Source organism: Salibacterium aidingense DSM 18341 (assembly GCF_000429685.1).
In the GTDB taxonomy this organism is placed as follows: Bacteria; Bacillota; Bacilli; order Bacillales; family Marinococcaceae; genus Salibacterium; species Salibacterium aidingense.
Map to the genome: position 1 here is coordinate 49,047 of NZ_AUCI01000010.1, position 23,022 is coordinate 72,068.

22 protein-coding genes are annotated in these 23,022 nt (G+C 45.4%); 20 read left to right on the forward strand and 2 right to left on the reverse strand.

The window, feature by feature from the left end; translation table 11 throughout:
- The first annotated feature begins 90 nt into the window (after nt 1-90).
- The 15 genes from G475_RS0111175 to G475_RS0111250 all read left to right on the forward strand — a co-directional run bounded on the left by G475_RS0111175 (nt 91) and on the right by G475_RS0111250 (nt 17,403).
- Nucleotides 91-1,770, forward strand: coding sequence for a septation ring formation regulator EzrA (locus G475_RS0111175; RefSeq protein WP_026701377.1), 1,680 nt, complete (start codon nt 91-93; stop codon nt 1,768-1,770).
- A 118-nt stretch (nt 1,771-1,888) separates the two neighbouring features.
- Nucleotides 1,889-2,332, forward strand: a complete 444-nt coding sequence (locus G475_RS0111180; RefSeq protein WP_026701378.1) for a hypothetical protein — start codon at nt 1,889-1,891, stop codon at nt 2,330-2,332.
- Nucleotides 2,333-2,482: 150 nt separating this feature from the next.
- The gene (locus G475_RS0111185) at nt 2,483-3,628 is read left to right on the forward strand and encodes a cysteine desulfurase family protein (protein WP_026701379.1); all 1,146 of its coding nucleotides are present in this window, start codon (nt 2,483-2,485) and stop codon (nt 3,626-3,628) included.
- The gene (gene thiI, locus G475_RS0111190) at nt 3,625-4,836 is read left to right on the forward strand and encodes a tRNA uracil 4-sulfurtransferase ThiI (RefSeq protein ID WP_026701380.1); all 1,212 of its coding nucleotides are present in this window, start codon (nt 3,625-3,627) and stop codon (nt 4,834-4,836) included. Before G475_RS0111185 ends, thiI begins: the two co-directional genes overlap by 4 nt.
- A 107-nt stretch (nt 4,837-4,943) precedes the next feature.
- Nucleotides 4,944-6,539 carry an amidohydrolase gene (locus G475_RS0111195; RefSeq protein ID WP_026701381.1) on the forward strand — a complete coding sequence of 532 codons (1,596 nt, stop codon included), beginning with the start codon at nt 4,944-4,946 and terminating at the stop codon, nt 6,537-6,539.
- 14 nt (nt 6,540-6,553) lie between these two features.
- On the forward strand, nt 6,554-7,555 hold the full coding sequence (gene sppA / locus G475_RS0111200) for a signal peptide peptidase SppA (RefSeq protein WP_026701382.1): 1,002 nt from the start codon (nt 6,554-6,556) through the stop codon (nt 7,553-7,555).
- Nucleotides 7,556-7,567: 12 nt separating this feature from the next.
- Complete coding sequence (locus G475_RS0111205; protein WP_233275766.1) at nt 7,568-8,095, forward strand: RDD family protein; 528 nt, start codon at nt 7,568-7,570, stop codon at nt 8,093-8,095.
- A gap of 204 nt (nt 8,096-8,299) precedes the next feature.
- Nucleotides 8,300-8,980 (forward strand): DUF2953 domain-containing protein, encoded by a 681-nt coding sequence (locus G475_RS0111210; protein WP_026701384.1) that lies wholly within the window; start codon nt 8,300-8,302, stop codon nt 8,978-8,980.
- Complete coding sequence (ytfJ, locus tag G475_RS0111215; RefSeq protein WP_026701385.1) at nt 8,980-9,399, forward strand: GerW family sporulation protein; 420 nt, start codon at nt 8,980-8,982, stop codon at nt 9,397-9,399. Before G475_RS0111210 ends, ytfJ begins: the two co-directional genes overlap by 1 nt.
- Before the next feature lie 131 nt (nt 9,400-9,530).
- Nucleotides 9,531-10,031 carry a thiol peroxidase gene (tpx, locus tag G475_RS0111220; RefSeq protein WP_026701386.1) on the forward strand — a complete coding sequence of 167 codons (501 nt, stop codon included), beginning with the start codon at nt 9,531-9,533 and terminating at the stop codon, nt 10,029-10,031.
- 415 nt (nt 10,032-10,446) lie between these two features.
- On the forward strand, nt 10,447-11,439 hold the full coding sequence (locus G475_RS0111230) for a class I SAM-dependent methyltransferase (RefSeq protein ID WP_026701387.1): 993 nt from the start codon (nt 10,447-10,449) through the stop codon (nt 11,437-11,439).
- A 276-nt stretch (nt 11,440-11,715) separates the two neighbouring features.
- Nucleotides 11,716-12,903, forward strand: coding sequence for an acetate kinase (locus tag G475_RS0111235; RefSeq protein WP_026701388.1), 1,188 nt, complete (start codon nt 11,716-11,718; stop codon nt 12,901-12,903).
- A gap of 490 nt (nt 12,904-13,393) precedes the next feature.
- Entirely contained in the window at nt 13,394-14,599 is a 1,206-nt protein-coding gene (locus G475_RS0111240; protein WP_026701389.1) for an argininosuccinate synthase, read from the forward strand.
- Entirely contained in the window at nt 14,599-15,975 is a 1,377-nt protein-coding gene (argH, locus tag G475_RS0111245; RefSeq protein WP_026701390.1) for an argininosuccinate lyase, read from the forward strand. Before G475_RS0111240 ends, argH begins: the two co-directional genes overlap by 1 nt.
- A 291-nt stretch (nt 15,976-16,266) precedes the next feature.
- Nucleotides 16,267-17,403 carry a zinc-dependent alcohol dehydrogenase gene (locus G475_RS0111250; RefSeq protein ID WP_026701391.1) on the forward strand — a complete coding sequence of 379 codons (1,137 nt, stop codon included), beginning with the start codon at nt 16,267-16,269 and terminating at the stop codon, nt 17,401-17,403.
- 60 nt (nt 17,404-17,463) lie between these two features.
- Here the strand turns inward: G475_RS0111250 and G475_RS0111255 are convergent, their stop codons facing one another.
- A complete protein-coding gene (locus tag G475_RS0111255) occupies nt 17,464-17,898 on the reverse strand; it encodes a universal stress protein (RefSeq protein WP_026701392.1) in 435 nt (144 codons plus the stop codon).
- A gap of 166 nt (nt 17,899-18,064) precedes the next feature.
- On the opposite strand from G475_RS0111255, the gene G475_RS0111260 reads away from it, so the two are divergent.
- The 4 genes from G475_RS0111260 (at nt 18,065) to G475_RS0111275 (ending at nt 21,588) form a co-directional block, all read left to right on the forward strand.
- Nucleotides 18,065-18,823 carry an SDR family oxidoreductase gene (locus G475_RS0111260; protein WP_026701393.1) on the forward strand — a complete coding sequence of 253 codons (759 nt, stop codon included), beginning with the start codon at nt 18,065-18,067 and terminating at the stop codon, nt 18,821-18,823.
- Between the two features lie 66 nt (nt 18,824-18,889).
- A complete protein-coding gene (locus tag G475_RS0111265) occupies nt 18,890-19,267 on the forward strand; it encodes a hypothetical protein (protein ID WP_026701394.1) in 378 nt (125 codons plus the stop codon).
- A gap of 101 nt (nt 19,268-19,368) precedes the next feature.
- On the forward strand, nt 19,369-20,052 hold the full coding sequence (locus G475_RS0111270; RefSeq protein ID WP_026701395.1) for a metal-dependent hydrolase: 684 nt from the start codon (nt 19,369-19,371) through the stop codon (nt 20,050-20,052).
- A 225-nt stretch (nt 20,053-20,277) separates the two neighbouring features.
- Nucleotides 20,278-21,588: a CBS domain-containing protein gene (locus G475_RS0111275; RefSeq protein ID WP_026701396.1), complete on the forward strand. Its 1,311-nt coding sequence runs from the start codon at nt 20,278-20,280 to the stop codon at nt 21,586-21,588.
- Nucleotides 21,589-21,650: 62 nt separating this feature from the next.
- Here the strand turns inward: G475_RS0111275 and G475_RS0111280 are convergent, their stop codons facing one another.
- On the reverse strand, nt 21,651-21,962 hold the full coding sequence (locus tag G475_RS0111280; RefSeq protein WP_233275767.1) for a YtpI family protein: 312 nt from the start codon (nt 21,960-21,962) through the stop codon (nt 21,651-21,653).
- Nucleotides 21,963-22,056: 94 nt separating this feature from the next.
- Here G475_RS0111280 and G475_RS0111285 point away from each other — a divergent pair, with 94 nt between their 5' ends.
- A complete protein-coding gene (locus tag G475_RS0111285) occupies nt 22,057-23,010 on the forward strand; it encodes a DHH family phosphoesterase (protein WP_026701398.1) in 954 nt (317 codons plus the stop codon).
- Nucleotides 23,011-23,022: the final 12 nt, after the last annotated feature.

The window sequence follows — 23,022 nt, forward strand, 5'->3', positions numbered from 1 at the left end:
AAAAGAAAAAATAAGCAAATATAGAAGGAAAATATCGAAAATTGCCGAAATAGGATAATATAGTGCGGAAGAAAACTGGAGTGAAGACTCATGGTATACTATGTGATTATAACGTTAGCATTTCTTATTGCCATTTTTATTATTTATGGAGCTGTTTCCCGCCGGCATATATATAAAAACGTGGACCGGCTGGAGCAATGGAAAACAGAAATCGCAAATCAGCCGGTGGCCGATGAGATTGCAAAGGTCAAAGGGTTGACGATGTCGGGAGAAACAGAAGAGAAGTTTGAAGAATGGCGCAGAGAATGGGATGAAATTCTCGGTGTCCATCTTCCTGATATAGAAGAAGCGCTGTTTGATATAGAAGAGTGGGCAAACAAATACAGATTTAAAAAAGCGAAAACGCATATTGAAGGAGTAGACAATCAGCTCGGGGAAATGGAAAGTCATATTCAAACCATTTTCAAAGAAGTTGAACAGCTTATACATAGTGAAGAAGAAAACCGCTCAGGAATTTCCGAAACACAGGAAAGGTTTGAAAATCTGCGCCGTTATTTATCGCAAAATTGGCTGTCGCTGGGGGACACGGCACCTGTTCTGGAGCGCCGCCTGAAAGAATGTGAAACTTTATTTTCCAGTTTTCATGAGGAACGGGAAGCCGGAAATTACAGCCGGGCTAATCAGATACTGAATGAACTGAATACGGGCATGAGCCGGGAAGAAGAATTCATGCGTACCATCCCTGCTGTCCTTGTCGATATTCAATCAGATCTGCCTGCTGAATGTGCTGAACTGGAAAAGGGGATAGAGGAAATGGAGGAGGCGGGGTATGTTCTCGCCCATTATGATTTTCTTACGCAAATCCAACAGGTAAGAGAGGAATTCCCGGATTTGCAAAAAGCGGCAGTTAATCTTGAGGTGGAATGGGCACAGGAACGCCTTCAACAAATCCGTTCGTTTTTGGAAGATACCTATAAAACGCTGGAGAAAGAAGTGGAGGCCCGCCGTTTTGTGGAAGAGAACGTGCACGAAACAAGACAGGAACTGAGCCGTCTTGAAGAACAGGTAAATTCCCTTGCCCGGGAACGGGAAAAGGTGGAAGTGAGCTACCGTATCCCGGGAGAAGAACAGCAGCGGCAGGCCGAGGTGGAAAAAAATATGCAGACAGCTCTTCAGGAATGGCGGGTTTTTCAGGACGTGCAGGAAAATAAGAAACAATCTTTTACAGGTTTGAAAAAGTCACTGGACCATATAAAAAAAGAAATGGGCAGTTTGGAGCAGAATATCCGCCGTTCAAAAGAGAAACTTTATACCCTCCGCAAGGATGAATTAAAAGCTCTGGACACATTACGATCCCTGCGGCGGCAATTATTGCAGGACCGCATGACACTGGAACGCTCTTTTCTTCCAAAAGTGCCATCTTCTCTGTTAAATGAAATTGATGCAGCGGAAGAACGCCTGGAAGCTGCGTCTTCTATATTGGGAGAAGTACCGGTTGAACTCGGCAGGGTAAATGCCTCCGTGGAAGACGCTGAACATTATGTCAATCGGGTGCATCAACAGTTGAATGCAACGGTGGAACAAGCCAAACTGGCTGAACGGGCTATTCAATACGGTAATAAATATAGGAGCCAATCCAGTTCCATAGATGATTCGTTGAAGGAAGCAGAAGGATATTTTCGAAAAGGCTACTATGATGAGGCAGTGAATACTGCGGTTCAGACCCTGGAACAAAAAGAACCAAATGCTTTGAAAAAGCTGGAAATCTAGACAATAAAGGACTAAAGTTCTAGTTCTTTATTGTCTAATTATGTCGATGACCTACCAAAGTCCTTTTTTCGTTTTTGCTGCAATGATATAATAGTCGTGCGCGAAAGGAGGGCGGAATATGAAGCCGATCTATATGACAGGAATGGTGGTTCTCATCTGCTTTACTATTTTAGGAGCAGCGGCCACGGTGCTTCTTTATAATGATTCCGAAGAAGCTGACAATAAGGAAGAGAAAACAACCGAAGAACTGGCTGCCGACCTTGATGAGGCTCTCGGTGTTACTCCGCCCGGCGAAAATGAGGATAATACAGCGGAACAGAAGCTTGCTGCTAAAACGGAGGAACCTGCGGAGGAAAAGTCCTTAGAGGCAGAACAGAATGTCGAAGAAGACGGATCACAGGAGCATCCGGCTGAGCAGGCTTCCCTGCCGGAGATGTCTTCGCTGCAGGAGAATGAGGCAGAGAATGCTGCGAGGAATGCAGAAGAATCAAATGCAATCTCACTGGGACCGGCGGAGGAAAGTGTTCCTGTCGATGAATTACTGGAACTTATTAATGAATAGCGGTATTTAAAAAAAGGCTGTCCAAAAAGGGCAGTCTTTTCTAATAGGAATTTTCTTCAGATAATGAAATGTGTTAATATAAGAAGTTGCATTCGTGTGAAATAAAAATCCAGTAGCGTTAAAATAAAAAACAGTAAAGGGGCGGCACCAATGGTTTATTTAGACAACAGTGCGACTACTAAACCGTGGCCGGAAGTACTGGATGCTTATTATAAGGCAGCCTCCGATTATTTTGGCAACCCTTCCTCTCTTCACCATCCAGGGGTGGAAGCAGAAACATTATTGAATAAGGGCAGATCCGCAGTGGCCGGGCTGCTTCGCGTTCGGCCGGAGGAAATAGTTTTTACATCCGGAGGAACGGAAAGTAATAATCTTGCCATAAAAGGGATTGCTTTCAAGCACCAGGAGAGAGGAAAACATTTAATTACGTCTGCTGTAGAGCACCCCTCCGTCAAGGAAGCATTCATGGACCTGGAAGAGTTTGGATTCGAGGTCACTTATCTGGAGGCAGACCGAGAAGGGCGTATTTCTCCGGAAAACGTAGTCAAAGCGGTCCGGGAAGACACCATTCTTGTGTCTCTCATCCATGTGAATAACGAACTGGGAACGATTAACCCCATAGAAGAAACGGCTCGGCAGCTCAAACAATTCCCTAAGCTTTTTTTTCATACGGACCACGTTCAGGGAGCCGCTCACGTTCCTCTTGATCTGTCCGACGTAGATTTATGTTCGATTTCTGCTCACAAGTTTCACGGCTTAAAAGGCACCGGGGCCTTGTTCAAAAAAAATGGTGTTTTTTTATCATCTCTTTTTCACGGGGGAGAGCAGGAGAATGCTTTTCGTGCCGGCACGGAAAATGTGCCGGGCATTACCGCTATGGCAAAAGCCTTCCGCCTTTCTGAAGAAAAACGGCAGGATGAAAATGACCGCCTGCAGTCGCTGAAAATACATCTAATCAGAGAATTACAAACAATGGAAGAAGCTGAGGTAAACACCCCGATAACGGGTTCTGCCCCCCATATTGTGAATGTGTCCTTCCCTGGCGTGAAGCCCGAGGTTCTTGTGCAGGAATTGACAAGACAGGACATTCATGTATCCACCAAATCGGCCTGTTCCTCCAAACTGGAGGAACCAAGCGCCGTGATTAAAGCTGCTGGATTGGGAGAAGAACGGGCTTGGAGTGCGCTGCGGATTAGTTTTTCTTATGAAACGGCCGAGGCGGAGATTGAAGCGGCGGTCACTGCTTTGCAGCGTATCGTTCCGGAAATGAAGAAGGTAATGGGAGAGAAAAAATAATGCGATATGATCATATTTTAGTTCGGTATGGTGAACTTGCTTTAAAAGGAAAAAACAGAGCCCAATTTGAAAAAAAACTGGAACAGAATATAAGGTTCGCTGTAAGTGGAGCCCCTAACTGTAAGGTAAAACGAACATTTGGGCGAATTATGATTGAATTGCACGGGGAACCTCCGACCACTGTCATGGAGCCCTTGCGGCATGTATTTGGTATTTCCTCTTTCAGTTTAGCAATGAAAGCAGCCAACAAAGAAGAAGAAATAAAGGAAACAGCTCTTCAGGCTTTCTTGCAGCAGAGTGGAGCGAAAAAGACCTTTAAAGTCAATGCCCGCAGATCCTATAAACCCTTTCCTATTTCTTCCCAGGAAATGAATCAGCGGATCGGGGGATACGTGCTCAAAAATACAGACAATGTCACGGTGGATGTCCACCATCCAGATATTGAAATTAATGTGGAAATACGGGAGCAGGGAACCTTTATTACATGCGGCCGGATCGAAGGCGCCGGCGGACTTCCCGTGGGAACCGCAGGGAAGGTTATGCTGATGCTGTCTGGTGGAATTGACAGCCCGGTGGCTGGCTATCTGGCTCTGAAAAGAGGAGCGGAACTGGAGGCCGTTCACTTTCACAGCCCTCCTTATACGAATGAGAGGGCCAGAAAAAAAGTGGAGGATTTAACCAGTGTACTAACGGCATTCGGCGGTCCCGTGACGCTGCATGTGGTTCCTTTTACTGAGCTTCAGAAAGCAATTCATGCTAATATCCCTTCCAATTATGCCATGACCATCATGCGGCGGATGATGCTGCGGATTACCGAAAGAATTGCCGAAAAAAGAGGGATTAAAGCATTAGCAAACGGGGAAAGTTTGGGACAGGTAGCATCTCAGACCCTGGAGAGCATGCACACCATCAATGAGGTAACCAACATGCCGATTTTGAGACCGCTCGTTACGATGGATAAGCAGGAAGTTATTGATATTTCCGATAAAATCGGAACATATCCGATTTCGATTCTTCCTTATGAAGACTGCTGTACGATATTTCTTCCTTCAGATTCCGTAACGAAGCCACGCCGGGATAAAGCAGCCCGGTTTGAACAGGCCTTTGATTTTGAACCATATATGGAGGAGGCTGTTGAAAATACAGAGATGATGACATTTGGCAGAGAGACAAAGCAATCGGAACAGCACATGGACGATTTGCTGTAACACCGCTGCCCCTCTTCTGTATGAAGAGAGGGGCAGTTTTTCTTAAGCTGAATTTGAAACGATTTCTGATTTTTATCGTAACTAGAAAGAAAAGCGGAGGGAAAGCCATGGGAAAACTATGGTTTAACGGCAATATTTACACCATGGAAAAAGAAGACGCCAAAACAGATGCGGTGTATACGGAAGATGGATGGATCAAAGCAGTTGGGAACCGTATAGAAATCCAGCACAGATTTAACCCTGAGGAAAAAATTGATTTACAGGGAGCTTCGATGTATCCGGGATTTACAGACAGTCATCTGCATATGATTGGACTCGGGGAGACGCTGACCAGTCTCGATCTTTCAGCCTGTACCTCAGCGGAAGAAATGAAGGAAAGTCTTCAGGAAAAATCACATTTTCTTGAAAAAGGGAAATGGCTGACAGGAGAAGGATGGAATGAGAATAATTTTTCCGACCGAAAAATATTTCACCGTCTGGAACTTGATGAGATTGCTCCGGAGCAGCCTGTTCTGCTAACCAGAATCTGCCGGCATGCTGCATTAGCCAATTCTTTGGCCCTGCAGTACGCCGGTATTACAAAAGACACTCCTGATCCGGAAGGCGGTATTATTGTTCGAGATAATGAAGGAGAACCTACAGGATATCTTCTTGACCAGGCAGCGGATTTAGTGAAACATGTAATGCCGCCAGTCCGTGATGAAGACTTGCGGAAAGCTCTTGAAACTGCTGTGCAATCTATGATTCAGCTCGGATTAACGGGCGGTCATACGGAAGATTTGAATTATTATGGTGGGTTCCTCCGAACGTTTCGTGTATTTGAGGATACCATAACAAAACAAGGGCGGACATTCCGGACCAATCTGCTTGTGCACCATGAAGTGCTGGAAAATATGCGGGAAGAAGGTTATGAATACGGCCCGGTCGATGACTCCCTTTCCTTCGGTGCTGTGAAGATATTTGCCGATGGCGCTCTTGGCGGGAGAACTGCCTTACTGCGCGATCCTTATAATGACGCTCCGGAGACGTCCGGGGTGGCGATTCATTCCAAAAAAGGGATGGAAAAAATAGTAATATCTGCCCGGAAAGAGCAAATGCCGGTAGCGGTCCATGTAATTGGAGACCGGGCGTTGGAGTATACAGTGGATGTGCTCGAGGAGCATCCTCCGCCGGAAGGAAAACGGGACAGATTGATCCATGCTCAAGTGACGCCTCCGGACTTAATTGAACGATTGCAGCAGATGGAGGCCGTGTTTGATCTTCAGCCGCGTTTTGTTCTCTCGGATTTTCCCTGGGTGGAAGAAAGGCTGGGACAAAAACGCCTTACCAGCTCCTTTGCCTGGAAAACTCTTTTGGACGCTGGATTAAACTGTGCTGGAAGCTCTGACGCCCCGATTGAGCCGGTGGATCCGCTGCAGGGCATCCATGCTGCGATTGCCCGCCGGAAACCTAATGAGGACCACCAAGGATTTCTTCCTGAACAAAAATTAACACGTTTTGAGGCAGTTTCCCTCTATACGACGGGAAGCGCGGCAGCGACCGGGCAGGAAAACGAATTAGGAAAAATAGCGCCGGGGTTTCGGGCGGATTTTACCATACTGGAAGAAGATATTTTCCACATCCCCGTGGACGATATAGTAAACGCGACAGTAAAAGGTACTGTGATTAATGAAACTTTTCAGTACAGCTCGATTAAAACATAGAGGAGGGCATTATTTTGAATGCAAAAAGATGGATTGCACTAGGAGTGGCAGCACTATTATTTGTCGTTTCGATCGGTTTCCAATTTGCCGGATCGCTGGCTACGGCAAATATGGAGAACATGTTTGCCGGCAGTGAAAACGGCATCCAGGAACGGGTTATCGAAGACGGGGGAGGAGATGGAAAAATTGCGGTCATTGAGCTCCAGGGGACTATTCAGGACACAGGAGAAACCCCGGGCATTATGAACAGTGGTACTTATAATCACCGGCAGTTCCTTCGCACGTTAAAAAGCGCAGGGGAGAACCCATCGGTGGATGGCATTATCCTGCAGGTGAACACACCTGGAGGGGGTGTCGTGGAAAGCGCAGAGATTCATGACAGAATTGTAGATGTTCAGGAACAAAGCAACAAACCGGTTTATATTTCAATGGGTAATACTGCCGCTTCCGGTGGATACTACATCTCTGCTCCGGCTGACAAAATAGTCGCACATCCGGCCACTGTTACTGGTTCCATCGGTGTTATCATGCAAAGCATCAATTATTCCGATTTGGCGGAAGACATCGGGGTGGAGTTTCAGACCATCAAAAGTGGAGAATTCAAGGATATTATGTCTGGAAACCGTGACATGACGGAAAACGAACAAGAAATATTACAGACACTCGTGGATGATTTCTATCAGGACTTTGTTTCCGTGATTGCAAATGGCAGGGATATGTCTGAAGAAGAAGTACGGGACATCGGAGACGGCCGTGTTTATTCCGGAGAACAGGCACAGGAACTTGGTCTGGTGGATGAACTGGGGACATTGGATGATACTATTGCTTCCATGGCAGAAGACGAAGGGATGAACAATCCTGCTGTGGTTCGTTATCAGTCTGATGCCTTTAATTTCAATCAATTTTTGGGTACTTCTGCGCGGAGTCTCCTTGTCGATGATGCTGATCTTCTTGGCATCAAGGATATTCTGATGGACTCCAATACACCGCGGGCCATGTACTTATACACAGAGTAGGGGGTGCGCTGGATGGATATGGATTCAAATAATGAGAAGAACGAGAGGAACGAGCTGGAGGATCGAAACGACGAAGAGACGATGGGGAAGGAGACGGAACAGAAGGATTCGCCTGTCTTTCATTATGCAGGGTTTTGGTTAAGGTTCTGGGCCTATCTGTTAGATCTTGTGGTGGTATTTAGTTTGAACGGTGTTGTATTAAGCCCGTTATTGTTCTCCGGAAGCGGGACTGTGACGATATTAAGCTTTTTCACTATGCAGGGAATACTAAGTGCTGTGACCGCCTATTTGTATTTTTTATTTATGACAAAATGGCGGGGCCAGACCCTTGGAAAGATGGTGTTCGGGTTGAAGGTAATCCGTAAAGATACCCTTCCGCTGCGCTGGTCGGATCTTGTATTCAGAGAGGTCGTCGGACGCTTTATGTACCGCAGTCTTGTCCTCACCAATATCATGTATATTGTTGTTGGCTTTACCGACCAAAAGCAGGGAATCCATGATGCTATTGCAGACACCCGTGTTATTCATGGGGAAAAATGATGAAAGAATCTGGATTAATGCAAGCGGCAGCCTGACGAATAACAAATCACGAACGATTCATATAAATCGTTGATGGAAAAAGGTACCTCAAAAGGAAGCGAGTATCAAAAAGCGTCTGGTCTATGAACCGGCGCTTTTTTTGATTAAAAAAGGAAAGTTTTGGTTATACTGGAGAGGAACCTAAATAAAGGCGGCATTGGGTATATGGAATGGATGGCAGGAGCAGCAGCTGTATTCGTATTATTATTGATACTAGCAGGTATAACTCCCGTGAGTGTGACCCTGCATGTACTGTATCAAAAAAAGCAGCAGGATATCAGGGTAAAGATTACCATGTGGCATGTTTTTTACAAAACCATCCACCTGCCTATGATTGCTTTGGAAGAAGAAACCGGTTCTATCGTAATGAAAGAAGAAACCAAATCAACACCTGGAAAATCAGAAGAAAAAGATATTAAAGAAACCCCGGAAGAAATGAAAAGCCAGATGGAATCGTTTCGTTTATGGCTGAGTCATGTTAATGAATTACGCCCGCTTCTTTTTTCTTTTTTAAATAAATGGAAAATAAAAAAACTATGCTGGAGAAGCAGGTTTGGCACGGGAGATGCAGCATGGACCGGTTTTCTTTCTGGTTCCTGCTGGACCGTCAAACATATGGCCGTTGGTCTATTATCTGCCGTATGCAGACTGAAATGTACCCCGGAAGTCGAAATTTCTCCGGATTTTCAGAATCAGCGCTTTGAAGCAGAGTTTTTATGTATGGTGACCGTACGTCTCGGGCATGCTATCATTACCGGCATTCGTGTCCTCAAACATTTAAAAGGAAACGTATTTGCGCTGTGGCAGAAAGCAAAAGCGGAAACGAGAAGGGAGGAAGCATCCTGATGACAGATCATCCAATCCAGGGCTTGATGCGGACGGCAATGGAAAATTTAAAGGAAATGGTGGATGTGAACACCATTGTCGGAGATCCTGTAGAAACTCCGGATGGCAGTGTTATTATACCAGTTACGAAAGTTGGGTTTGGATTTGCTGCAGGCGGCAGTGAATTCTTTGGAAAAGAACGTTCGGAAACTGCTTTGGAGCACCCTTTTGGCGGAGGCAGCGGTGGTGGAGTTTCCATTACACCGATCGCCTTTCTTGTAGTAGGGACAAAAGGGATCAAAATGGTACACCTGGACGAAAATACACACTTGTATGAGAAACTCCTGGAGTTCACCCCCCAGGTTGTGGAAAAAATACAAGATATGTTGAAGGGAACCCAGACAGATCAAAACAATCAAACGGAAGATCCTCCGTTTTAATTTATGGCCCGGGGAAAACATTCTTCTCCCGGGTTTTTATATGGAAGGGGAAGCTTCCGCCATAATTGATAAATTTTCTCAAAAGGCGTACGATAGAGTTGTACATAACGTTTAAAGGAGGAGAAGCTATTATGGCGGAAGTAACGTTTAAAGGAACTCCCATGACCTTGAGAGGCAGTGAAGTAAAACTGGGAGAAAAAGCGCCGGACTTTACGGTGCTTGCTAACGATTTATCGGAAGTAACGCTGGAAGATACGAAAGGAAAGGTTCGTTTAATCAGTGTCGTTCCCTCTGTTGATACCGGGGTGTGTGATCAGCAGACCCGGCGTTTTAACGAAGAAGCAGCCGTACTGGATGGCGTGGAAGTCCTGACGATCAGCTGTGATCTCCCGTTTGCACAGAAAAGATGGTGTGCCGCTGCCGGGGTCGACAACCTCCAGATGCTCTCGGACCACCGTGACCTTTCTTTCGGAGAGAATTACGGAGTAGCGATAGAGGAGCTGCGATTGCTCGCACGTTCCATTTTTGTGATCAACAGTGATGGAGAGGTCACTTACACGGAATATGTTCCCGAAGCAACCAATCATCCTGATTACGATGCAGCTATTGAAGCGGCAAAAGCTGCGGAATAAAAAGTACAGGAGGGGGCTGTATCAAAAGGTACAGCCCCCTTTCCTGTGATAACCGAGGCAGAAGTGGAAGGCGGCGGCTCCGGGCCAACAGGATGTTGGTCATGCAGGCGTTGCCACATGATGTGGCGGTTTTAGCCTGTTTCCTTTTCAAGCAGCAGCCGAAGATCCCATCAAACGGTGTTTGGGCCCGCAGGAAGCGGGTCAGATCGGCGTTGGCACAGGACGTGCCGAACTTAGCTGATCTTCCTCCATTGATGTAGCTGAGGCGCTGCCCGCGGCAAGCGTCCGCCTGCAGCGGAGGCCTCAGCATGTAACGCACATTTGGTTCAGCTTCTTTCCATTGACGGAATGTTTTTTCCGTTTGAGAATTTCTGCTATACTTTCGAAAGAACAGAACGAGAAAGGGCGATGTGTCGTGGAACCAGTTACAGAAGTGGAAAAACTGCACACGTTAATCGATGATATGGCATCTTCTATTCAGCAGCATACGGATGTAACCTATCTCGAAGCGTTGGCAGAAGCGGGAGAAAATGTGTTTCAGCATCGAATTGTTCAAACACTTCCCGACGAAGAGAACAAACGACTGGCAAAGAAGCTGGATGAAGAACTTCCGGAGGAAATGAAAAAAGAAGAGATCCGCAAGGCCTTTCAGCTTGCTGTTATTAAAGGGATGAAAGAAGCGGTCCAGCCGCATCATGCCATGACGCCGGATGCTGTAGCTATGTTTATGGGATATCTTGTGGAGAAACTAACATCAAAAAGAGAATCGCTTGCGCTGCTCGATCCAGCTGCAGGAACAGCTAACTTATTAAGTGCTGTGTTAAACCAGATGTCAAAAGAAACAGCAGCGTACGGGGCGGAAGTGGATGAAACCCTTCTTAAAATCGCCTATGTATTGTCTAACCTGCAGGAGCACGATGTAGAGCTGTTTCATCAGGACAGCATAGAACAGCTTGCTTCCCCGGAAGTGGATGTCATTGTTTCTGATCTTCCTGTGGGGTATTATCCAAAAGAAGAGGTGGCAGAGGGGTTTCACCTGAAGTCCAAAGAAGGCCGTTCCTATGTCCACCACCTTTTGATAGAAAAATGCATGGCAAACGTAAAACCAGGCGGCTTTTTCATCCTGCTTATTCCTAACTTTATGTTTGAAAGCGAAGAAGCACCGGCCCTTCACACCTATATTAAAGAGGAAGCGGTCATTCTCGGATTGCTTCAGCTGCCGTCCTCCATGTTTAAAACAGAACAGGCAGGCAAGAGCATCTGGCTCCTTCAGAAGAAAGGACCGGAAGTGGTCCAGCCCGGCCAGGCTCTCCTTGCCGAACTTCCATCGTTTAACAATCAGGAAGCCCTGCTTGATATGATGAAACAAATGGATAAATGGTTTAAAGAAGAAGGATTCAGCAGCTGAAGCAGCTCGAATTTTTCTTCTTTAGGGAAGGGGACCTAAAATGGAGGTCCTCTTTTTTGGTGTAAAGAAAAACAAGGCAGCTGTTTATTAAATAATCCGCCTCATCGGTACTTCTTTTTTTATAGCGCATACAAGTCTGAATTTCTTGAATGTATTGAATATCGTTGATCCCGCAGGGGTTTCTTGCATTTCGGAAAAGCTGGTGTTTAAATAGATAAGGTGAAAAGGAGAAGATGGATTCGCCCAGGCGAAAATGTACGATAAAGGAGCGTTATCATGGCAAAGATCATGGCAGTGAATGCGGGAAGTTCTTCTTTGAAATTCCAGCTGCTGCAAATGCCCGAAGAAAAACTGATAGCAAAGGGACAGGTGGAACGAATCGGACTGGACCGTCCGGAAATTACGATAGAGTCGGGGGAGGAAAAGCGGGAAGAACAGCTGTCTATTCCTGATCATGAGCAGGCTGTAAAAAAACTGCTCGATTGTCTCACCTATTATAATATTATTGCTTCCCTTCATGAAATAGATGGGATCGGCCACCGCGTCGTTCATGGAGGAGAAAAATTTGCAGATTCCGTCCTGATTACAGACGAAGTCATTCAGGCTGTTGAAGATGTCAGTGAACTTGCTCCCCTTCATAACCCGGCGAATTTAACGGGCATCCGTGCATTTCGGGAACTTCTTCCGGATGTGCCGGCTGTGGCAGTGTTTGATACAGCATTCCATCAAACGATGCCAGCAGAAAAATATTTATATAGTATACCTTATGATTATTACACACAGTTTGGGATACGGAAATACGGGTTCCACGGCACCTCTCATAAATATGTCGGAGAACGGGCAGCGCAGCTGATGGAGAAGCCGCAGGAAGAACTGAAGCTGGTATCCTGCCATATCGGTAACGGAGTAAGTGTAACGGCCATAGACGGGGGACGATCGGTAGATACATCGATGGGCTTTACGCCACTTGCCGGAGTGACGATGGGAACGCGTTCCGGGAATATTGATCCGGCGCTGATTCCCTATATCATGGAAAAAACAGGACAGACTGCGGAAGACGTCATTTCGATGTTAAACAAAAAAAGCGGTATTCTCGGATTAAGTGAGCACTCCAGTGACCTCCGCGATGTCGAAGAAAAAGCGGAAGCCGGAAGTGACAAGGCCCAGACAGCGTTAGACATTTATACGGTGCGTATTCACAAATATATTGGGACTTATGCTGCAAGTATGAACGGGTTGGATGGTGTGATATTTACAGCGGGTGTCGGTGAAAACAGTCAGATGGTAAGAGAAAAGGTGTGCAGGGGGCTGGAATTTATGGGCCTTCACCTGGATCCCGGGAGAAATAACACCAGAGGCCGGGAAGCATTTATTAATAAGGACGGTGCCCCGGTAAAAATTCTTATCATCCCGACGAATGAGGAAGTCATGATAGCCCGTGACACGATGCGCCTCGGGAAATAATACTTCTTAAAAAGGCGTCCGGCCAGCCTTTATACAAGATGGAAGCGGGCGCTGGTGTGCTTTCAGTTAGCTCGCTTCAACATTATCTTCGATACTCCGGACAACCGCGGAAAATCAAACACCTCCGGAATAACGGTAACACTTTAGGCCATTATTGAATATAAATGTATATTTCATGATCCCTCCATTTCTTTTTTAAACCATTCTCCATTTTATAGAACCAGTTTAAAACGTGAGAACAAAAGGGATAAAGAATGTTTATTCCGGCTGAAGAAGGATTGGATGGAAAAAGAAAGAAATAAATTTTTATGCTTTTTTATGAATAAGTATTGCAAAACCATCATTCTCTTGTTAAAGTATTATTAACAGCAGACAATGAATGCAGGCGTTATAGAAGTGAGGCAGGAAGCCTCTCCTATTTTTGCACGAAAATGTATAAAAATAATAACTTCAGTATTAATATTCACCTGAAGATGGAGGGTATAGAAAGATGGCAAACAAGAAAGTAGTATTGGCGTACTCCGGGGGATTAGATACATCTGTTGCCATTCAGTGGCTGTCAGACCAGGGATATGATGTCGTAGCGGTAGGACTTGACGTTGGGGAAGGCAAGGATCTGGAATTTGTGAAAGAAAAAGCGTTGCAGGTAGGAGCGGTGCAATCTTATACGGTTGATGCCAAGAAAGAATTTGCGGAGGAATTTGTACTGCCGGCGATGCAGGCCCATACATTGTATGAACAAAAATACCCGCTGGTTTCGGCTTTATCGAGACCGCTGATTTCTAAAAAACTTGTGGAAATTGCCGAGCAGACAAATGCAGATGCTGTGGCACACGGTTGCACCGGCAAAGGCAACGATCAGGTGAGATTTGAAGTATCGATCCAGGCTCTGAATCCCGAGCTTGAAGTGATGGCTCCGGTCAGAGAGTGGGGCTGGTCGAGAGATGAAGAAATTGAATATGCAAAAAGTCACGAGATCCCGATCCCAATTGATCTCGATAATCCATACTCGGTTGATCAGAACTTATGGGGAAGAAGTAATGAGTGTGGTGTCCTGGAAGATCCATGGGCAACTCCGCCGGAAGGTGCTTATGAATTGACTGCACCGCTTGAGAAAACACCGGATGAGCCGGATATGGTGGAAATTGAATTTCTGCAGGGGAAACCGACAGCACTGAACGGGAAGGCCTATCAGCTGGATGATTTAATTCTGAAGTTGAACAGCATCGCAGGAAAGCACGGTGTCGGCAGAATCGATCATGTCGAAAACAGAATGGTTGGTATTAAATCAAGAGAAGTTTATGAATGCCCGGGGGCTATGACACTGATCAAAGCCCATAAGGAGTTGGAAGACCTTACCCTCCCGAAAGAAGTAGCTCATTTCAAACCAACGATTGAGAAAAAACTTTCCGAGGTTATTTATGACGGTCTGTGGTTTTCCCAGATTAGAAACGGTCTGGAAGCTTTCTTGAAAGAAACACAGCAGAATGTGACCGGCCTGGTGAGAGTGAAGTTGTTTAAAGGCCACGCTATTGTAGAAGGCAGAAAATCTGATCTTTCTCTCTATAATGAGAAGCTTGCCACCTATACACCGGACGACGAATTCGATCACCAGTCTGCAGTTGGCTTTATCAATCTGTGGGGACTTCCTACCAAAGTACACAGCATGGTCAACAAGAAAGGTGTTAACGTCTAATGAAACTGTGGGGCGGAAGATTCACAAAAAGTGCAGAAGATTGGGTGGATGCCTTTGGGGCATCCATTCCTTTTGATAAAGAACTTGTGGAAGAAGATATTGAAGGCAGTCTGGCGCATGTTAAAATGCTGGCCGCCTGCGGGATCCTGACAGAAGAAGAGGCATCAACGATAAAAAATGGACTGGACATACTGCTTGAAAAAGCAAAGAATAATGAACTGGAATATTCCGTCCAAAATGAAGACATTCATTTAAACCTGGAGAAATTGTTAACGGACGAAATCGGCCCGGCCGGCGGAAAGCTGCACACCGGACGGAGCCGGAACGATCAAATTGCTACGGATATGCATTTGTATTTGCGCAAACATACGGAAGAGACCATGGAAGCGGTCAAGCAGCTGCAGCAGGCCCTTCTTAGTCAGGCAGAAGAACATGTGGAGACCATCATCCCTGGGTATACACACCTGCAGAGAGCGCAGCCGATATCGTTTGCCCACCATCTCATGGCTTATTTTTGGATGCTGGAGCGGGATTATGGAAGACTGAAAGACAGTATGAAACGTTTAAATATTTCGCCGCTGGGAGCCGGCGCTCTTGCCGGTACAACATTTCCAATTGACCGTGAGTACTCTGCCGAACTGCTGGGATTTGATTCGATTTACGAAAACAGCTTGGATGCTGTAAGTGACCGGGATTTCATTCTCGAGTTCATGAGTGCCGCTTCCATGATTATGATGCATTTGTCTCGTTTGTCAGAGGAAATGATTCTTTGGTCGAGCCAGGAATTCAATTTTATTGAGCTGGATGACACGTTTGCTACAGGAAGCAGCATTATGCCGCAGAAGAAAAATCCAGATATGGCAGAGTTGGTTCGTGGAAAATCCGGCCGCGTCTATGGTAATTTTGTTTCGCTGCTTACACTGCTGAAAGGGCTGCCGCTTGCCTATAATAAAGATATGCAGGAAGATAAAGAAGGAATGTTCGATACCGTCGCTACCCTTCAAGGCTCGCTGAAGATATTCACCGGCATGGTGGAAACGATGAGAGTCAACACGGACGTGATGGCAAAAGAAACACATTCTGATTTTTCCAATGCAACAGAATTGGCTGATTATCTCGCTTCGAAAGGCCTTCCTTTTCGGGAGGCGCATGAGGTCGTCGGCAAACTGGTCCTTCAATGTATAGAAAAAGACATATACCTGCTGGATCTCTCCTTGAAAGATTATAAACAGGCCAGTTCTCTATTTGAAGAAGATATTTATGAAGTACTCAAACCAGCCACGGTTGTAGCGCGTCGAAACAGCGCCGGAGGAACAGGATTTGAACAGGTGCGGAAGGCAATGGATTCTGCTAAAAATAGGATAGGTCAAAAGTAATAGAAGGACTGCTGAAACGGGCAGTCCTTTTTTTAGTACGGGTGGGGGTCGTTATTTAATAATTATTTACTCATGAGGGGCGGAAAAGCAGCCGGATTTAGGCTGACAGGATGTATAATGGAACATGCAGATTTGGGGGGATGGTAAAATTTAATCTTGAAGTAGTAAATTCGTTAATATAGGCACAATAAGAGGGATAGCCCAAAAGCGGAAAATCCTAGCAAAGACATAAAAAAATTCTGATCAGGACAGACTAGTCGTGACTTTCTTAAAAAATGAGGGGATCGATCGATGAAAGCTGTAACCTATCAGGGAATCAAGGATGTAAAAGTAAAGGAAGTTCCAAATGCGGCCCTTGAAAAAAAAGATGATATTCTCGTCCGTATCACCAGTACAGCCATATGCGGCTCGGATCTGCATTTGGTTCACGGCATGATTCCGCATTTTCCGGAAGGATATATTATTGGGCACGAGCCAATGGGCATAGTTGAAGAAACCGGGCCGGAGGTAACAAAGGTGAAAAAGGGGGACCGGGTTATAGTGCCTTTTAATATTGCCTGCGGTGAATGCTATTACTGCCGGCATGAATTAGAAAGCCAATGTGACAACTCTAACCCCAACGGAGAAGCAGGAGCTTACTTTGGATACTCCGGCACGTTTGGCGGCTATCCCGGCGGCCAGGCCGAACTGCTGCGAGTACCGTATGGTAATTTCACGCCTTTTGTTGTACCAGAAAACTGTGAATTGGAAGATGAAAAGCTGCTCTTCTTATCAGATATCATTCCCACAGCTTATTGGGGTGTTGAACAAGCCGAAGTAAAAAAAGGGGAGACCGTCATTGTGTTAGGGTGCGGGCCGGTAGGACTGCTTGCCCAGAAATTTGCATGGATGAAAGGGGCTGAACGTGTCATTGCGGTTGATTACGTCCAATACCGTCTTGCCCATGCCAGTCAATCAAATCAGGTAGAAACCTTTGATTTTTCCCAATACGATGATTTAGGCAGCCATTTAAAAGAAATTACAAAAGGCGGGGCGGATGCTGTCATTGATTGTGTAGGAATGGACGGCAAAAAGAATCCAGTGGAAATGGTAGAGACTGCATTAAAACTGCAGGGAGGTACCATGGGGCCGATTGTCCTGGCAAGCCGATGTGTACGAAAAGGCGGTATGATCAGTATTGTAGGCGTGTATGGTACGAGATATAATGCTTTTCCATTAGGGGATTTGTTTGCCCGAAATATCACCTTAAAAATGGGGCAGGCTCCAATCATCCATTACATTCCAGAGTTATATAAAAAGATAATGAAAGAAGAATTTAACCCGGCGGACATTATTTCCCATCGTCTCCCGATGGAGCAGGCAGAACACGGGTATGATATTTTTGATGAAAAGCATGATGACTGTATTAAAGTGGTATTAAAACCTTAAGCCGTCAAAGGAAAAGGGCTGACTCCAACAAGAGAACAGCCCTGTTTTATTATATCCATGTCAGCTCCGGACAATAAGAACGTCGCATTTTGCCTGTCTGGCAATAGCTTCTGATACACTTCCTATAAGCATCCGCTCTACCGCGTTTAACCCGGTCGCCCCGGTAATAATCAAATCAGCATGATACCGCTTAGCGATATCTTTAGGAATTTTCACTTTAGGGGAACCAAAATCGATGACAGTTGTTACATTGTTAATGCCCGCCTGTTTGGCTTCTTCTTTGTACTGTTCCAATAATTCCTGACCGTAATTTTCAGCCCGGGATACAATGGTACGGTCATACTGTTCTATCGTGGCAAAAGTACGGGTATCTATGATGTGAACGATAATGAGGGCGGCATTATTTTCCTTTGCCAGGTGAAGCGCTTTATTTAAAGCTATTTTTGATTCATCAGAACCATCAACGGCAACGAGCACATTATTATAATCTGCCATTTTTATACCCCCCGCAAAATAATATATAATAGATGTATCATGCTTTCTGCCTATACTATTCCCTGAATTTCTTTCGGACAAACCTTAAAAGTTTTTTCATCCTATTTTTTAGTCTGTATAATGAAGCCATAGATATCGTCCTGTTTGGAGTGAAGGAGGAGTTTGTATGCGGCATGCTTTAATTACAGCTGGAACGAAAGGTCTTGGAAAAAAAGCAGCAGAACAGTTTCTGCAAAGAGGATATTCTGTAACAGTCAGTTACTTTAAGGATGAAAAAGCGGCAGAAACTTTAAAGCAGAAATGGGGGGCTTACACGGATCGGCTTCAGGTTGTTCAGGCTGATGTAACGAAACGAGGGGATATAAAACATCTGGCTGCCTCCGCCGTTCATAAATTTGGAAGGCTTGATGTGCTGGTGAATAATGCCGGCCCTTATGTATTCGAACGAAAGAAATTGATGGACTACACTGAGGAAGAATGGCAGCAGATGATCGAAGGAAACTTATCCTCCGTGTTTTATTTGTTTCAGGAAGTGATTCCGGTGATGCGGAAACAACAGTACGGCCGTATTGTGACGTATGGCTTTCAGGGAGCAGGAGACGCTCCGGCCTGGATTTACCGTTCGGCTTATGCTGCTGCGAAATCCGGCCTGGTTTCTCTGACGAAAACCGTGTCTATCGAAGAAGCAGAGTATGGGATAACCGTTAACATGGTATGTCCCGGAGTGGTTACTTCCGACTATAAAGAAGCCTCCATTTCGGAAGCTAAGCAGGTACTGGATCCTGATACGCCGGTGGGACGCCCTGCCACAGGAGACGATATAGCCCGGTCTATCGCCTTTTTATGTGAAGAACAGTCAGATATGATAACGGGATCCGTACTCGAAATTACAGGCGGTGTGGACGTTTTGCATAAACGGCGCTGATTAATTACCTACATAATGTATAATGTGCCGTAGAATCTGTCATCTTATAAGATAGAGGTGATAGAGATGAAAAAGTGTATGCTTATCATATTCGCGGCGTTGATAACGGCTTTATTCAGTCCGGTTCAAGGAGAAGCTGCTTCTCTGCAGGAAATATTTCTTTTTAAAGCCACAGCAGAAACGGAAAAAGGGACCTATCATTGGGAGTACAACAGTCCGGGCAACTACGAGTATCATGCGAAAGGAAAAGCCCTGCATGGGGAAGAAGCAAGAAGACAGGTAGAAAAAGTATACCAGCAGGCGGCGATTACACCAGACTCCACAAAGGAGGAGCTGGCACAGGCGTTTCAAAAAACAGGAGTGCCGTCAATAAACCGGCTGGACATAAGATGGCAGGGCCCCGAGGGAGAATTGTATACGTGGCTGTGGAAAAACACGGATTAGATGAGCCCCCCTCCGGATTTCTTTTCAAGAAAGACGTTTAAGAAGTGCTTTCAAGAGGGAAAAAGGGAGATGGTAAAAAAGAAAAGGAGGGCATCGTCTATATGAAAGTAACATATCACGGCCATTCTGTGGTTCATATTGAAGCAAACGGAAAAAGTATTTTAATTGATCCGTTTATTACCGGAAATGACAAATGTGATTTAGAAGCGGATAAAGTAAAACCGGACATTATTCTGCTTACTCATGGACATAATGATCACGTTGGGGATACGGTGGATATTGCCAAAAGAAACCGGTCCTTTGTGGTAGCTCCATTTGAATTGGCTACTTATCTTGGCTGGCAGGGTCTCGATACCCACCCTATGCATATCGGGGGGAGCTATACCTTTGATTTCGGCCGTGTTAAATTAACCCAGGCGTTCCATGGTTCGTCCTATACAGAAGAAGAAAATCAAAAAATTGTGTATACGGGAATGCCGGCAGGCATACTTTTTGAAGCGGAAGGAAAAACCGTATACCACATGGGAGACACCGGCTTGTTCTCGGATATGAAGTTGATCGGAGAGCGGCACCAAGTAGACCTGCTTTTTGTTCCGATCGGCGATAACTTTACGATGGGGCCGGAAGATGCAGGACAGGCTGTTCAGTGGATTAATCCCGATTATGTCGTTCCTGTTCATTACAATACGTTTCCTGCTATCGAGCAGGATGGAGATGCCTTTGTGGACTCCATTTCGCCGGTTAACGGGAAGGCCTTGAACGCGGGCGAATCCGTGGATCTGTAAATAGGGAATTAAGAAAGCTGTTTCAAAGTATAGAGGCTACTTTTGAAACAGCTTTTTTAATTTTTTAAAGATATGACGGCTTATGGATAACGCTTACACTGTTGCTGTTCATCATTTTTCCTGTTAAGCTTCTTGCTTTCCAACATTCGTATACGTATAATGAAAGATAATACAGAATGAGAAATTAAATGATACAGTTGTGATGGAAAGCGGGGTGGGATAAAGATGCCAACAAAACATGAACAAATATTGCAGCATATTACAGAACTTGGAGTTGGAGAAAAAATTTCCGTCCGGCAGGTGGCCAAGAGTTTAAATGTCAGTGAAGGCACAGCGTACCGTGCTATTAAAGAAGCAGAAAACCAGGGGCTTGTCAGCACCATTGAACGGGTGGGCACTATCCGGATTGAGAAAAAGCAAAAAGATAATATAGAAAAACTAACCTATGCGGAAGTTGTTAACATCGTAGACGGGCAGGTGCTGGGCGGCAGGAACGGCCTTCATAAAACGTTGAATCGGTTTGTCATCGGAGCGATGAAACTGGAAGCAATGATGAGGTATGTGGAACCTGGAAACCTCCTGATTGTCGGGAACCGTTATCAGGTTCATAAATTAGCACTGGAAGCAGGGGCAGCTGTTTTAATAACAGGTGGATTCGATACAAATGAAAATGTTATTGCTCTGGCGGATGAGCTGGAACTGCCGGTTATATCTACAAGCTATGATACGTTTACGGTAGCAACCATGATCAACCGGGCGATATACGATCAGCTTATTAAAAAAGAAATTGTCCTTGTCGATGATATCTTGATCCCGCTGCAGGACACGTTTCATCTCTCCGTTAACAGTACCGTAGGCAAGTGGCATGAAATAAACAAAAATACGAGCCACAGCCGTTATCCTGTCATTGATGATGAAATGAAGGTGCAGGGGATGGTTGCTGCCAAGGATGTCCTTGGGGCCGAGATGGCCACGCCCATTGAAACGATTATGACGAAAAATCCGATCACTGTAAAAGAAAGAACCTCGGTAGCCTCGGTCGCCCATGTGATGGTTTGGGAAGGAATAGAATTGCTCCCTGTTATTGATGAAAACAGTCATTTACTTGGAGTAATCAGCCGCCAGGATGTGTTAAAAGCTCTCCAGATGACACAGCGCCAGCCTCATGTAGGGGAAACGATTGATGATTTAGTAACGGGCCGCTTTCATGAAACGGGAGCAGAGTCTGACTATCATTATCAGTGTGATGTCACGCCTCAAATGACTAATCATCTTGGCATGATTTCCTACGGTGTTCTTTCCACACTGGTGACGGAAACAGGGAGCCGCCTTCTCCGCCAGTATAAACGGGGCGATATAGTGGTGGAAAATATAACGCTTTATTTTATAAAACCGGTACAGATTGAAAGTACAGTAGATATGAAAGGCAAATTACTTGAAGTGGGAAGAAAACATGGAAAAGTGGATGTAGAGCTATATCACGAAGGAGAGATCGTGGGAAAAGCACTGCTTATGGCTCAGCTGTTGGACCGCTGATATTGGGAAGCCTCAAATCCATCCGCAAAGGAGGAAGATGAGGCTTACGTTCATGCCCGTATTTACGTATCCAGACGCTCCTTTTCCGCTTCCTCAGCGGCATACGGGGTATACATACGATACGCCCGGTACCCAAAGATGACATTTACAGCCCCAACGGCAAGAAAGACAGCACCGACAATAATATCTATTGTATCCCGGACGGAGACCAATAAATTTCCTCCAAATGCAGCCATGAAAAGACCCAGGCTGATGTTTGCTTTCGCCTGCACCCACTTTCGAAAAGCGGGAGCCCCGGCACGGACAGCCTTGACTTTGTAAAAAATATACATGGCAAGCGCCACCACTAGAATAATAATAAAAAACGGAGTCACTTTTTTCCCTCCCAGATTCGTAATCATAAAAAAATGCCTATTTCATTGTACGCGCAGTCCTTCCGAAATAGCAACTGCCAGAAAGGAAGATAGCATGAAACAAAAGATTCTGCAAACCATCGAGTCTTACGCAGCGATTGCCATTTACCGCCATGAAAAACCGGATCCGGATGCTTTTGGTTCCCAGGCAGGTCTTGCCGCTCTTTTAAAGCATAATTATCCGGAAAAAACTATTTACATGTTTGGGGAAGAAGAACCTTCTCTTTCTTTTTTAACGAATATGGATGAAGGGGAATCCTCTGTTCTGAACGAGCAGGCATTTTTGACGGTGATTTGTGATACAGGAAATACAGAGCGGATTGACGGCAGCCGTTGGCAGGAAGGAAGCCGTCTTGTGAAGATCGATCACCACCCGAATGTGGAAGCTTATGGCCATGATATATGGGTGAACACGGAGGCGAGTTCCACCTCAGAAATGATTATTGATCTGTTTCTCACCGCGAAAGAAAGCCGGGGGTGGGAGATGACAACCGAAGCGGCAAGGCTTTTATATGCGGGTATAATAGGAGATACCGGGCGCTTTCAATTTTCTAATACGACCCCGGACACCTTGCGACTTGCGGCAGAAGTGCTTAGGTATCCGTTTGACACCACAGAGCTTTTTACCCGATTCTATGAAAGTGACGAAAAAATAGTCCGGCTGAAAGGGGAGGTCCTTCAGCATTTTGAGTTAACCGAAGAGGGGCTTGGCATTGCCCGCCTAACAAAAACAATGCTCGAACGATATAATATTTCGATCAATGAATCTTCTGCACTGGTAAATGCTTTTTCTGAAACGAAAGGGCTGAAAGCCTGGGTGTTTTTTGTGGAAGAAGAAGAGAATTATCGGGTCAGGCTGCGCTCCAAAGGACCAGTCATCAATGAAATCGCAGCTGCTCATCGGGGAGGAGGCCATCCCATGGCATCGGGAGCGAAAGCGTATGACCAGAATGAAATAAACGAAATCATAAAAGAGTTAAAAAACGTATGCCGGGAATATCAGGAATAATCCCGCATACGT